This is a genomic window from Corynebacterium sp. p3-SID1194 (genome assembly GCF_025144155.1).
Classification (GTDB): domain Bacteria; phylum Actinomycetota; class Actinomycetes; order Mycobacteriales; family Mycobacteriaceae; genus Corynebacterium.
The window spans coordinates 208,426-221,280 of sequence record NZ_JALXWY010000003.1 but is presented as its reverse complement, the minus strand read 5'-3'; the positions used below and the strand labels follow the sequence as shown (position 1 = coordinate 221,280).

General features: G+C 62.9%; 11 protein-coding genes and 1 pseudogene. 9 read left to right on the top strand and 3 right to left on the bottom strand.

All coding sequences use genetic code 11. The features are described from left to right. A pseudogene (locus M3G19_RS04350) lies at positions 1 to 672 on the bottom strand (hypothetical protein); the annotation flags it as partial. A 291-nt stretch (positions 673 to 963) separates the two neighbouring features. On the opposite strand from M3G19_RS04350, the gene M3G19_RS04345 reads away from it, so the two are divergent. The 3 genes from M3G19_RS04345 (at position 964) to M3G19_RS11890 (ending at position 5,807) form a co-directional block, all read left to right on the top strand. Continuing rightward, positions 964 to 2,769, top strand: a complete 1,806-nt coding sequence (locus tag M3G19_RS04345; protein ID WP_259900807.1) for a dynamin family protein — start codon at positions 964 to 966, stop codon at positions 2,767 to 2,769. Positions 2,770 to 2,783: 14 nt separating this feature from the next. After that, complete coding sequence (locus tag M3G19_RS04340; RefSeq protein ID WP_259900805.1) at positions 2,784 to 4,241, top strand: dynamin family protein; 1,458 nt, start codon at positions 2,784 to 2,786, stop codon at positions 4,239 to 4,241. 180 nt (positions 4,242 to 4,421) lie between these two features. Next, positions 4,422 to 5,807, top strand: a complete 1,386-nt coding sequence (locus tag M3G19_RS11890) for an Hsp70 family protein (RefSeq protein ID WP_311198335.1) — start codon at positions 4,422 to 4,424, stop codon at positions 5,805 to 5,807. 11 nt (positions 5,808 to 5,818) lie between these two features. Here M3G19_RS11890 and M3G19_RS04330 read toward each other — a convergent pair whose 3' ends face one another. Both M3G19_RS04330 and M3G19_RS04325 read right to left on the bottom strand, forming a co-directional pair. Further along, positions 5,819 to 6,352 carry an RNA polymerase sigma factor gene (locus M3G19_RS04330; protein ID WP_259900802.1) on the bottom strand — a complete coding sequence of 178 codons (534 nt, stop codon included), beginning with the start codon at positions 6,350 to 6,352 and terminating at the stop codon, positions 5,819 to 5,821. An 11-nt stretch (positions 6,353 to 6,363) separates the two neighbouring features. Further along, positions 6,364 to 6,750: a hypothetical protein gene (locus M3G19_RS04325; protein ID WP_259900801.1), complete on the bottom strand. Its 387-nt coding sequence runs from the start codon at positions 6,748 to 6,750 to the stop codon at positions 6,364 to 6,366. A 289-nt stretch (positions 6,751 to 7,039) separates the two neighbouring features. Between M3G19_RS04325 and rplU the strand changes: the two genes are divergently transcribed. From rplU to M3G19_RS04295, 6 genes are all read left to right on the top strand, one after another. Beyond that, positions 7,040 to 7,345 carry a 50S ribosomal protein L21 gene (rplU, locus tag M3G19_RS04320; RefSeq protein WP_210572468.1) on the top strand — a complete coding sequence of 102 codons (306 nt, stop codon included), beginning with the start codon at positions 7,040 to 7,042 and terminating at the stop codon, positions 7,343 to 7,345. Between the two features lie 29 nt (positions 7,346 to 7,374). Beyond that, positions 7,375 to 7,719 (top strand): 50S ribosomal protein L27, encoded by a 345-nt coding sequence (rpmA, locus tag M3G19_RS04315; protein ID WP_259900792.1) that lies wholly within the window; start codon positions 7,375 to 7,377, stop codon positions 7,717 to 7,719. Between the two features lie 123 nt (positions 7,720 to 7,842). Further along, positions 7,843 to 9,375 (top strand): GTPase ObgE, encoded by a 1,533-nt coding sequence (obgE, locus tag M3G19_RS04310; RefSeq protein WP_259900785.1) that lies wholly within the window; start codon positions 7,843 to 7,845, stop codon positions 9,373 to 9,375. A gap of 5 nt (positions 9,376 to 9,380) precedes the next feature. After that, positions 9,381 to 10,511 carry a glutamate 5-kinase gene (gene proB, locus M3G19_RS04305; protein WP_246874873.1) on the top strand — a complete coding sequence of 377 codons (1,131 nt, stop codon included), beginning with the start codon at positions 9,381 to 9,383 and terminating at the stop codon, positions 10,509 to 10,511. Positions 10,512 to 10,534: 23 nt separating this feature from the next. Then, a complete protein-coding gene (locus M3G19_RS04300) occupies positions 10,535 to 11,812 on the top strand; it encodes a glutamate-5-semialdehyde dehydrogenase (protein ID WP_259900780.1) in 1,278 nt (425 codons plus the stop codon). 21 nt (positions 11,813 to 11,833) lie between these two features. After that, positions 11,834 to 12,751, top strand: a complete 918-nt coding sequence (locus M3G19_RS04295) for a hypothetical protein (RefSeq protein ID WP_259900778.1) — start codon at positions 11,834 to 11,836, stop codon at positions 12,749 to 12,751. Positions 12,752 to 12,855 lie beyond the last annotated feature (104 nt).

Genomic DNA, 12,855 nt, shown 5'->3' with positions numbered 1-12,855 from the left:
AGGTGCCTCAGGAGCCGGTGCAGCTGCCTCCGGTGCAGGTGCCTCAGGAGCCGGTGCCTCGGGCGCCGGTGCAGTGCCCTCCGGTGCGGCGCCGCCCTCGAGGAACTCGCGCTGCGTCTGGTTCATGCCGCCCGGGGTGCCGCTGGCGGAGTCGACGACGCCGTCGCCGTCGGTGTCGTACTCGAAGTAGTCAGCAACACCGTCGCCGTCGGTGTCGACGGAGAGGGAATCCGGGGTGCCGTCGTAGTTGGTGTCACGGATGGTCACATCTACCTGGCCGTCGCCGTCGGTGTCGATCTCAGCCTTGTCGCTCATGCCGTCGTAGTTGGTGTCGCGGACGGTGGTGTCCATCAAGCCATCGTTGTTGGTGTCCTCGCTGACGATGTCCATCTTGCCGTCTTTGTTGGTGTCCTCGGCCAGGATGTCCGCGACGCCGTCGCCGTCGGTGTCCTGCTCGACCTTCTCAGCGCGGCCGTCGCCATCACGGTCGGTGACGCGGGTCTCAGCCCTGCCGTCGCCGTCCATGTCGACCTGGAGGGAATCGAGCTTGCCGTCGTAGTTGGTGTCCTGGCCGCCCAGGATCGTGCCGGAGACGGTGTTGCCTTCCGGGTCAACGATGGAGAATTCGCCGTTGTTCTGGTTGGTGTTCGGGGTGTTGTTCTGGTCGGACATGATGTGAACCTTTCTTTGAGTAGGTATTCGGTGCGGTCGTGTTGTGGTGCCCGGGTGCCACCGGACTGTGTTGACCTGACGTTCTGTCCAGTCACCCGTGTAATGCGCAGCCTATGTCGAAGGTTCCCGTTTGGCTGAGAAAATTTTGAAACTTTTCGGCAAGCGGTAGAAAACAGCAGGTTAAGGTGCGATTGTTTAGTTGGCTTTCGGGACAAATCCGAGCGGAAAAACACGTAAGCTCGGGTGCTCAAGGAATAAACACACGTCTTCGTCGATTGAAAAGGAGACCGGATGCAGCCCTCGCAGACCCCGCAGCAGCGGCGTACCCCGCAGGAGTCGCTGGGACGGGCGCTGAGCATTCTGCGCCGTTACGGGGAGACCAATGCGGCGGAGACGGCGGAATCGCTCATGCATGCGTCGTTCCGTAGCGGAACAGTCGTGGTTGTGGGGGAGATCAAGCGCGGAAAGTCGTCGTTGGTCAATGCGTTGATCGGGCAAAGGGAACTGTTGCCGGTGGACGTGCTGACGTCGACAAGCGCTCCTATCCGCGTCTCCCTGACGGGCGCGGGGGAGGGGCCCACGGCGCCCGATGTCCAGCTTGTGCGCGGACAGGGACGGCAGCCGATCGCTGTGGAGGAGCTGCCGCGGTACGTCACCATCGACGGGCTTGCCGGGGCGGAAGCGGGCAGCGACGAGAACGACCTAGCCACCGCTGCGGCTGTGACGCTGGAGTTTCCGCCGCTGGCGGGAGTGATGGTCGTCGATACGCCTGGCGTGGGCGGCCTCGATGAGCACGCGGTGCAGGCCGCGTTCAGCGAAGCGCACCGCGCCGGGCTGCTGCTCATGGTGTGCGATGCGTCCACCCCGATCACGAAACCGGAAATGGACATTCTCGCCGAAGCGCGGCAAGAAGTCGGCGCCGTGGTCGTGGCGGTTACGAAGACAGACAAGAATATCCGCCGCTGGCGCGCGATTGTCGAAGACGACAGGCGCCTTATTCGCGAGCACCTCGGAGCGGACGTGCCCGTGATCGGCGTGTCCAGCCTGCGAGCGATGGACGCGGTGGACATGGCGGCCACCGACCCGCAGCGCGCAGCAGGGATCGCCCAACGCAGTGGCATCGTCGAGTTGCGCGGCCAGATCACCACCCTGTTGGCGAACCCGCAGGCACTGGGCTTGCGCAGCGCGATGGAATCGGTGACGACGAAACTGGTGGAGCTCGTCGCACGCACGGACCGCGAGATTGAGGTCAACGCCGAGCCGACGGAAGGCGTGGCGAAGCTCGAGCAGGAACAGAAAGAGCTCGAAGAACTCAAAGAGCACGCCTCGGAGTGGGAGCAGCTGCTCAGCCGCGATATCCAGCTGATGCGCAACCGCATCACAGATGAGCTCGACGGGGACATCGAGCAGCTGCGCAATAAGTGGACGAAGCGAATCAACAGCGAAGGAATGCGCGTGCTGCGGTCGAAGCCGCAGGTGTTCACCAGCCAGATCGAAACAGAACTGACTGACCTTATCGGCACTACGCTGGACAAGCAGCTCGCCGGGCTGAAGCAGCGTGCCCAACAACTGTTCCCGGACCGCCCGGAGATCGTCCACTCGGTGGCGGGCGCGGCGGTGGAGTCCATCACGGTGGAGGAGGTCAAGGGCCGCGACGTGGAGAAGAAGACGAAGGATCTGATTGACCCGTCGATGGTCACCATGGGCATGATCGGCTCGGGCATGCTCCTCGCGGTGATCCCGGTTGCGCCGCTGGCCGGTGCTGTCTGGGTGGGCATCAACATGGGTTTCCGAGCCCTTCGCAACGGCAAGAATCACCTGATCCAGTGGCTGCGTGAAACAGTGCAGACGACGCGTATGTCTATTGTGCGCATGCTGGACACGATGATTGCGGCGGCGCGCACCGAGATGGTGCTGCGTTACCGCTCGCATTTGCGTCAGGAGCAAAAGGAGGTCCAAGGCCACATCAAGGAAGCGCGCGACGCGGCCCGGGCGACCGAGTCGAGCCGCCAAGAGACGATCACGCGGTTGACGAAGAACAAGAAGATTCTCCAGGCCACGATCGACGAGCTGCGGAACCATCTCCGCCAAATCTAGGAAGGATTGCGACGATGAATGCTCCACATCCGGTGCACGAGCAGAACACCGAAGCCTTGGATGTCCTTTTGCGGCAGAGCGTCGACGCTTTGGCGCGAGGCGGCCCGCAGTTGGAGACGCCGGCTTCGGAACTGCGGGAAATGGTGACGCGTCCGCCGCGCGTGGCGGTGATCGGCCGTCTGAAGTCGGGAAAGTCGACGCTGGTGAATGCGTTGACGGAATCGCGGATCGCGGCGACCGGTTCGCTTGAGTGCACGATGGCGGTGAGCGTGTACGACGAGGGAGCGCCAGCGCGCGCGGAGATCGTCGGGCTTGATGGGAAGGTGACGGCGATTCCGCTCGCCGGCGAGGCGCTGACGGATTTGCAGAGGCCGCTCGATGAGGTGGATTTCGTGCGCCAATTCATCCCGATCGCGCGGTTGTCGACATTGGGCATCATCGACACGCCGGGCACCGCGACGCTCACAGTCGAAAACGAGGCGCGCACGCGCCGCACGCTTCTCGACGGCACCCGCGACACCAAACGCGCCAGCTCGTGGGCCGACTGTGTCGTGTTTCTTTCTGATTCTGCACCGCGTGAGGACGAAAGAAGGTTTCTCTCCGAGCTCGGCATGACCCCGTTGACCACTGTGGGCGTCCTGTCGCGCGCAGATTCCTTCGGCCCGGGAGCGTTTGGACACTATGACCCTCTGGAGATGGCGCAGCACTATGCGGGGCGGATCGCAGCACAGCTCGGCGGGCATGTTGGAACGATGGTTCCGCTCTCAGGCCTGCTGGCGGAATCGGCGCTGACGGGACGCATTACCGAATCCGTGGCTCGAGACCTGGCGGATTTGGCTCATTTGGACCGCGAGGACCTGATCGATTTCGTCGAGGCAGACGACCCAGGGATCGTGGTGCACGGATTCACTTCCGAAAACCGCGACTACTTGCTCGACGTGGTGGGGGAGTACGGGCTGGTGTACGGCCGGGGCGTCGCGGCGCAGCAAGGGGCAGCAGGACTGTTGGAATGGATGCGCGCGACCTCGGGCATTGATTATTTGACGAGCGTCATCACGCAGACGATGCCCTATTTCGCCATGCTGCAGCGCGCTGTCCGCGTCGTCGACGTCCTCGATTCTTTGGCGAATGCCCCGGAAACCCGCGACCACGTCCTGTGGGTTCAGTCGATTCTTGAGTCCCAGCCGGCGATGCGTGACGTGATGCTCTACCGCAGCTTTAAAAACACCGTCAGCGACTCGCCTGATTCCGTGCTCATTCCGCGTCTGCTCGCCGCGATTCAGGGGATCACCCCAGCGCAGAAGGTAGGGCTGGAAGACACCGCCTTGCCGGAAGAAGTCACTGCTGCTCTCCGTAGGGAGCTCGGTGATCTCCGCGAATTGGCGATGACACCGCTGTCGGCTGCGGAGGATGATGCCCGTGAGCGTCTCATCGTCGCGTATCAAGCCGCGTGGAATAAGATTGCGAGCTAATCGTGCCCTTAAGCCGCCTAGCACGATACACTGGCTCCGGTAAATAACAAGGAGGACGAAACTGTGGCCCCACCGTGGCACCTAGCTGTTGATTTTGGAACGTCGAACTCTGCAGCAGCGCACACCAGTCCCGCGGGTGGTTCCGTGGAGGCATTGGCGTTGAGCCACCGGTCAAACCTCATGCCTTCGGCCGTTTTTGTCGACGAGTCCGGTGAAGTCATCAGCGGCGACTCGGCTCTGCTTGCTGGCCGCCGCGACCCATCCCGCCTGGTGCTGTCCCCGAAGCGCTTCATCGACCATGACACCGTCCAGCTCGAGGGCGACGATGTGTCGGCGCAGAAGATTTTCGGTGCGATCATTCAGTCGGTGCTGGAGCGCGCGAAATCTCAGCACGCGGGAACCGACCCCGCCACGGTCACCTTCACGCACCCGGAGCGGTGGTCCCACAATGCCTTGGGCAATCTCGTTGACGCTGCCAGTGGCACCGGCTTGGACATTCGTCGTCTGCGCACCATTTCTGAGCCGCGTGCCGCGGCGATTCATTATGCGGCGCAGCAGCGAATTCCCGTCGGTAAGCATGTCGTCGTCTTCGACTTCGGCGGCGGAACCCTCGACATCGCAGTGCTGCGTGCCGAGCGCAACGGCGACTACCGCGTCGTGGCCGCGAAGGGCGATAACTCGCTGGGCGGCCGCACCATTGACAATCTCGTCTACCGCTGGGTGATCGAGCAGATTGACCACGACGATCCGGATCTCGCCGATTCCCTGCGCAACGCCCCTGCATCCGTGATGAATTCGCTGCAGGAAAATATCCGCGAGGCGAAGGAGATGCTGTCCGACACGTCGTCGGCGACCATCACCATTTCGTCCCCGTCGGGCGAGAAGGACATCCTGATCACCCGCGACGAATTCAATAGCGTCATCTCTCAGCCCATCGAGCGCGCGACCGACATGACCCGCGCCGTGCTCCGCGAGGCTGGTGTCGAAGATCCGGCGACTCCGATCTACCTGACCGGTGGTTCCTCGCGTATCCCGTACGTGCAGGATGAGCTGGGCAAGGTTGGCCGCGTCATGCGTCTCGACGATCCGAAGACCGTCGTCTGCCGCGGCGCCCTCGTCGCGACGCTGCGCCGTTTCACTCAGTCCGCCGTCGCAGGTGGGCCGAAGCAGAGCGGCGATAACCCATTCGGCCCGGGACCCCGTCCTGCCCCTGGTGCTGCCCCCGGTCATGCGCCTCGACCCGGATCTGGACCCCGTCCTGCCCCCACCCCGACCCCTGCTGCGCGTCCCGCGCCTCGTCCGGGTGGGCAACCCATGCCTCCCCGCCCGAATTTCGGACCGCCGGGACCGCAAGGTCAGCGTCCTGGTTTCGCGCCACCCCAGCAGCGCCCGCAACGACCACAAGGACCGCAGCCGCAGCAGCGCCCGCAGCAGATGGCTGCCATGTCTCAGCGACCTGTGCCGAGTGCCCCGAAAAAACAGAAGAGCAACACTCCACTCCTGGCCGGCGTCGGCGTCGGAGCAGTAGTGCTGCTCATCGTCATTATGATTATCGCGACGAGATAAAGGGCCGAGGCTTAAATGCCCTGCGCCACGAGGGCATCCTTTAACTTGCGGCGGGCGCGGTTGAGGCGACTCTTCACCGTCGCAACAGGAATTCCCTGCTGCGCGGCGAGTTCGTCGTAGGTCAAGCCGCCGTATTCCCGCAGGACGAGGACCTCCTTGAAATCGGGATCGAGTGTCTCGAGTGCTTCACGCACAACCATGGTGGTGGTGATGCGCTGCTGGATCGGGGCAGAGGCATCGGGGGTATCAGCACCGGCATCGTCGTCGGGAATGTCGCGGCGCTTGCGCAAAAGCTCGAGCGCCGCATTCGACGTGATGCGGTACATCCAGGTGGAAAACCGCGCCTGCGGCTGGAACCGGTCGATGTTCTTCCACGCAGAGATCATGGCGTTCTGCATGGCGTCCTCGGCATCGTGGCTGTTGCCCGTCACGGACATGGCGACGGCCCACATACGGCGCTTCGCGTCGTAGATGAGATCGGCGAAAGCCTTCTCGTCGCCCGCTTGGGCGCGAGCCACTAGTTCCTGTTCGCGTTCGCGGTCCACGTCATCCCTCCTTAGAAATCTGCCAACGGATCGTCGGGGAAAGCATCGGACGAATCATCTGGCAAAGGCTCGTCAGGCATCGACTCAGGCGTCGACTCGGAGAGCGATTCATCAACCGGATCGTCGGCGAGGGGATCCGAATCGAGGAATGCAGAGTCAGTTTCTTCGTCGGGGAGTGGGTCGGACGGGTCCACAGCACCGTCGTCAAGCGAAGTGCCCTCGTCGAACTCGTCGAGCGAGACCTCCTCGGAACCTGGAATGAGCGAATCGCCGGGATCCGGCGTAGATGGGTCGACGGCGACATCGAGCATGCGCGCAAGAGCCTCGTCGCTGGGGGCGGAATCGGCGAAAAGCTCGCCGAACGGCGGAAGAACCGTTGGTTCATTGAACTCGTTCATGATGGGACCTCCTTTCGCCGAGTGAAACCATGTGTCTTCCGTCAGTGTAATGAGGCCAGCGCGAAAAATGTTCCCGAATTGATCCAGTCAAAGCAGTTTGGTCTTTCGCGAGGGTGCGGTGTAGTCTTTGACAGTCGCTGTTTTGGGGCGCGCCTTCGCGGATACACGCATGCGAGCGAGGTAGCGACGTACATCCCACGTAAACCCCGAAACGCTTAAGTTTATCCGATGGTTTTCGGTGCCGCAGCATGCCGGCGCCGTTGCGAGTTGAAGAAAGGGGTAACCCGCTATGTACGCGATCGTCAAGACCGGCGGCAAGCAGTACAAGGTTGCCGAAGGCGACCTCGTTCGGGTCGAGAAGATCGAGGGTGAAGCTGGCGATTCTGTGGCGCTCACCCCGGTTCTCCTCGTCGACGGCGCAAACGTCACCTCCAAGTCCGAGGACCTCGCCAAGGTCAACGTCTCCGCTGAGATCGTTGAGCACGGCAAGGGCAAGAAGATCAACATCCTCAAGTACAAGAACAAGACCGGTTACAAGGTGCGTCAGGGCCACCGTCAGCCCAACACGACGCTGAAGATCACCGGCATCAAATAATCCGAGACGCCACTTAGGAGGCAACCACAATGGCACACAAGAAGGGTGCATCGAGCTCCTCGAACGGCCGCGACTCCGAGTCCAAGCGCCTCGGCGTGAAGCGCTTCGGCGGCCAGCAGGTCAAGGCAGGCGAGATTCTCGTCCGTCAGCGCGGCACGAAGTTCCACCCGGGCGACAATGTCGGCCGCGGCGGCGACGACACGCTGTTCGCTCTGGCTGCAGGTTCCGTGCAGTTCGGCATCAAGAAGAAGCGCCGCATCGTCAACATCATTCCGGCTGACGCAGAGGGCGTTTCCTCTGAGGTTCTCGAGGCCGCGAACGACGCTGGCCTGGTCGACGACGCTGTCGTCGAGGAGAAGTCCGCTACCGCGTAACTTCCCGCACTATCTTTGATCGCGCCGTGGATCCTTCCGGGGGTCACACGGCGCTTTCGCTTATCGACGGCCGTACACTCGCTTCCACGTGGAAAACCCCATCTGAAAGGCAGGCATCCCCCGATGGCTCAGTTTGTCGACCGCGCAGTTTTGCACCTCCAGGCCGGCGACGGCGGCCATGGATGCGTGTCGGTGCACCGCGAGAAATTCAAGCCGCTGGGCGGCCCCGATGGTGGTAATGGTGGCCACGGCGGCGACATTATCTTGGAGGTGTCCACCCAGGTCCACACCCTGCTGGATTTCCAATACCGCCCGCACGTGAAGGCAAAGCGCGGCGGCAACGGCGAAGGCGACCATCGCAACGGCGCGCGTGGGGAAAATTTGGTGCTGGAGGTACCCGTCGGAACCGTCGTGCGTGATGCCGACGGCAATATGCTCGCCGATCTCGTCGTTCCGGGCACCCAGTTTTTGGCGGCGGAGGGCGGTTATGGCGGCCTCGGCAATGCGGCGTTGGCCACTGCGAAGCGTAAGGCCCCCGGTTTCGCGTTGAAAGGTGAGCCGGGCCAGGCGCACGATTTGATTCTCGAGCTGAAGTCCATGGCCGATGTCGGCCTTGTGGGATTCCCGTCGGCGGGCAAATCCTCACTGATTTCTGTGTTGTCGGCCGCGAAGCCGAAGATCGCGGACTATCCGTTCACGACATTGCAGCCGAATTTGGGCGTGGTGGATGTCGGCCACGACACCTTCACTATCGCCGACGTTCCCGGCCTGATCCCGGGTGCGAGTCAGGGCAAGGGGCTGGGCTTGGACTTCCTGCGCCATATCGAGCGCACTGCTGTGCTCGCTCACGTGGTCGACACCGCCACGCTTGAGCCGGGCCGCGATCCGCAGTCCGATATTGAGGCGCTGGAAGCTGAGCTCGACTCCTATGCCGACTTGATTGAGGCCGAAGACGGCGATTCGGGTCTGGGTGACCTGCGTCAGCGCCCGCGCATCATCGTCTTGAACAAGGTCGACGTCCCGGAAGCGAAAGAGCTCGCGGAGTTCCTGCGCGAGGACCTCGCCGAAGCATTCGGCTGGCCGATCTACATGATCTCCACCGCCACCCGCGAAGGTCTCGATGAGCTGAAGTGGGCGCTGTGGGAGATCGTCCAGGCCGCCCGCAAGGCACAGCCGAAAGTCGCCCGTAAAGCCGCCGACAAGAAAGCCGCGCAGATTATCCGCCCGCGTGCGGTCGACCAGAGCGACGATATCCAGGTCATCCCGGACCCGCTGTACCCGGGCGGCTGGCTCGTCACCGGCGAGAAAGCGGAGCGTTGGATCCGCCAGACCGACTTCGAGAACGACGAAGCGGTCGGCTATCTGTCGGATCGTTTGAATAAGGCTGGCGTCGAAGAAGAATTGCGGAAAATCGGCGCGAACGAGGGAGACACCGTTACCATCGGGGAGATCTCCTTTGATTGGGAGCCGTCGATCGTCGGCGATCCCACGAAGGCGGGCCGCGGCCAAGACGCGCGCCTCGGCGGCACGGACCGCATGTCCGCAGCTGAGCGCAAGCGCGCATCGCAGGCCCGTCGAGGACTTATCGACGAATACGATTACGGCGACGACCTGCTCGATCGGCAGGAAGCCGACCGAGAGAGGTGGCAAGGTTAATGACGATGCCGGGTGTAGTACCGGAGACTCTGCGCGAACAGATTGCTGGGGCGAAAAAGATCGTCGTGAAGCTGGGCACGAGTTCGCTCGTGGACTCCAACTCCGTGGTCTCCCAAGAAAAGATCGACCGCATCGTGGATGCGATCGAAGCGCGCACAGATCGCGGCGGCGATGTCATCGTCGTCTCCTCCGGTGCTGTCGCCGCCGGCATGACTCCTCTGGGACTATCCACCCGGCCAAAAGACCTCGCGTTGAAGCAGGCCGCCGCCTCGGTGGGGCAGATTCACTTGGCACAGACGTGGGGCCGCTCTTTCGAGCGCTATAACCGCACCATCGGTCAAGTGCTGCTCACACAGTCCGATGCAGGTGTGCGCGAGCGTGCGAGGAATGCGCAGCGCACCATCGACAAGCTGCGTCAGTTGGGTGCGGTTCCGATCGTCAATGAGAACGACACCGTTGCCACCTCAGAGATGCGCTTCGGTGACAACGACCGCCTCTCGGCCATCGTCGCGACGATCACCGCCGCCGACGCCTTGATCCTGCTGTCCGATGTCGACGGCCTCTACGACCGCAATCCGAAGGAACCGGGAGCCACGTTCGTCCCAGAGGTCCGCTCCGGCAAAGACCTCGAAGGAATCGTCGCCGGCGATGGCGGTGTTTTCGGCACCGGAGGCATGGCCTCGAAGGTCTCTGCCGCGCGCCTGGCCACCCGTGGCGGCGTGCCGGTCCTTCTGACGTCTGCGGAGAATATCGAGGACGCGCTCGGCGACGCCTCTGTCGGGACCGTCTTCCACACTCGCCCGGAATCGCAGCTTTCCGCCTGGAAATTCTGGGTGCTCTACGCCGCCGACGCCGAAGGCGTGCTGCGTCTTGACGCCGGCGCCGTCGAAGCCGTCACCCGCGGCGGCACCTCCCTTCTCGCAGTTGGCATCACCGGTGTCGACGGCGATTTTCATTCCGGCGACATCGTCGAGATTCTGGGGCCCAACGGCCAAGCCATCGGCCGCGGTGTCGTCGGCTACGATGCCACTGAACTCACTGGCATGCTAGGCAAGCACACCGACGAGCTTCCGCCGCACCAACGCCGCTCCGTCATTCATGCGGACTACCTTTCTAATTACGCTTCGCGTCTGTAGCACAACCACTACAGTGGGCGACCATGACTGATGCGAGAGTATTGGAACGCGAAGAAGTCCTGACCAAAGCCCGCGCGGCGAAGAAGGTGGCGCCGGTGCTGGCAACGCTCGCAACGCCGGACAAGGACGCGGTGCTGCACGCCGCGGCGGACGCGCTCGTCGCACGCACAGAAGAGATCCTCGCCGCGAATAGCAAGGACATCGAGGACGGAAAAGCTAACGGTCTGAGCGAATCGCTCATCGACCGTCTCGCGCTCGACGCCGCGCGCATCAAGGGGATTGCGGGCGGTCTGAGCCAGGTGGCGTCGCTGCAGGATCCGGTGGGGGAGGTGCTGCGCGGCGGACTGATGCCGAACGGCATTCAGATGAAGCAGGTGCGTGTCCCGCTGGGCGTGATGGGCATGGTCTACGAGGCACGCCCGAATGTCACAGTCGATGCGTTCGGCTTGGCGATCAAGTCGGGCAACGTCGCGCTGCTGCGCGGGTCGAAATCGGCAAAGCACTCGAATGCGGCGCTCGTCGAGATTCTGCAGGACGTCGCGGACAAACATGGCTTGCCGCGCGAGATCGTGCAGCTCCTACCGTGCGAGACGCACGATTCAGTACAAGACCTCATCACGGCGCGCGGACTTGTCGATGTGGTCATTCCGCGTGGTTCCGCCCGCCTCATCGACGCAGTGGTCACCGGTGCGACGGTGCCGGCGATCGAGACCGGTACCGGCAACTGCCACTTCTACATCGACGTCGATGCGGACCTCGACGAAGCAATCGCGATGCTCATCAACGGAAAGACGCGCCGCTGCTCCGTGTGCAACGCGACAGAAACAGCGCTTATCGACGCAGCGCTTGCCCCCGTAGACCAACTCCGCGTCATTACTGAACTGCAGGGGGCGGGGGTGACGGTGCATGGTGACGTCGATAAGCTCGCTGCTTTAGGCGCGGAAGGAATTGTCGCCGCGACGGAGACGGACTGGTCCGACGAGTACCTCTCGATGGACATCGCCGCACAGATCGTCGACGGGGTAGACGGCGCCATCGCGCACATTGCGCAGTATTCGTCGGGGCACACCGAGGCGATCGCGTCGCACAACGCGTACACCTGCCAGAAATTCGCCGCCGAAGTCGATGCCGCCGCGGTGATGGTCAACGCTTCCACTGCCTTCACCGACGGCGAGCAATACGGAATGGGAGCCGAGATCGGCATTTCCACTCAGAAACTCCACGCCCGCGGGCCCATGGCTTTGCCCGAGCTGACCAGCACAAAGTGGATCTTGGAAGGAACAGGACAGACGCGAGATTAGTTTAGGTTTAGAATACTCTCCGTGTCACATATCTTCCTGCGCCGTCGCGCGCTCGCACTAGTCCTCGCCTTCGTCATCGCTGTCACTGCCACCATCGTCCCCGCCGCCCCGAAGCGTGCTGAAGCGCGCACCTGCCCGGCTGTCGCGGTCATCGCCGCGCGCGGTTCCGGCCAGCCCAATAGCGGCCGCACCAGCTACGCCCAGAGCCCCTGGGTGTCCAACGGATGGGAGGGCGAGCACATCAGCGCCTTCCTGCGCACCTCCGAAAGCCGCTACCGCGCCACTCACGGTGGCAAATCGCTCATGAATAATGTCGAGGTGCTCGGCCTCGGCCCCGAGTACTACCCGGCATTCGCGCCCGAGTACACCGGTACCGTTCCTGCACTGCCGCGCACGCTCGCGCAGGCACTCAACCTCGTGGGCATCTACGCAATGCCCATGCTGAATATGGGTGTGCAGGCCGCTCGCGACTTCATCAACTCTGTCGGGACGGGTCGCGCAGGCGTGATCCGGCAGATCGACAACTACCAGCGCACCACCGGCTGCCGCCCGCAGTATGTCGTCGTCGGTTTCTCTCAAGGCGCGATGATCCTGCAGGATGCCGAGCGTGAGATCGCACGCCGCGGTCAGCTCGCAGGCGCTGTCTACCTGGGCAACCCAATGACCGCAGCGGGTGACCCTGCCACCGTCGGTGTCGCTGGCGGTGGCGCTGGCGGTCTCGTCGGCTGGTCTCCGTTGAACTCCAAGACCACCGCCGCGACACGCAACCGCGCCAACTACTGCTTGCCGCTGGATGGCGTGTGCGATGCGTCGATCGCCACGCTCCGTGCGTCCGAGCGAAACGGCGGCAGCCACGGCCGCTATTTCGTGTTCAAGTCGCGGTGGGATAATGTCGTCGCCGATCGTTTTGGTAATTGGGTAGATGGGGTACGATATTAATAAGGGTTAATTAAAGATGCCTCAATGGAACTGTAAAGTAAATCGGGCAAGACCAGTTCACAGGCCATTTTTGAAGGAAAGAAGTTCGGCATGCGTTTCGCGCC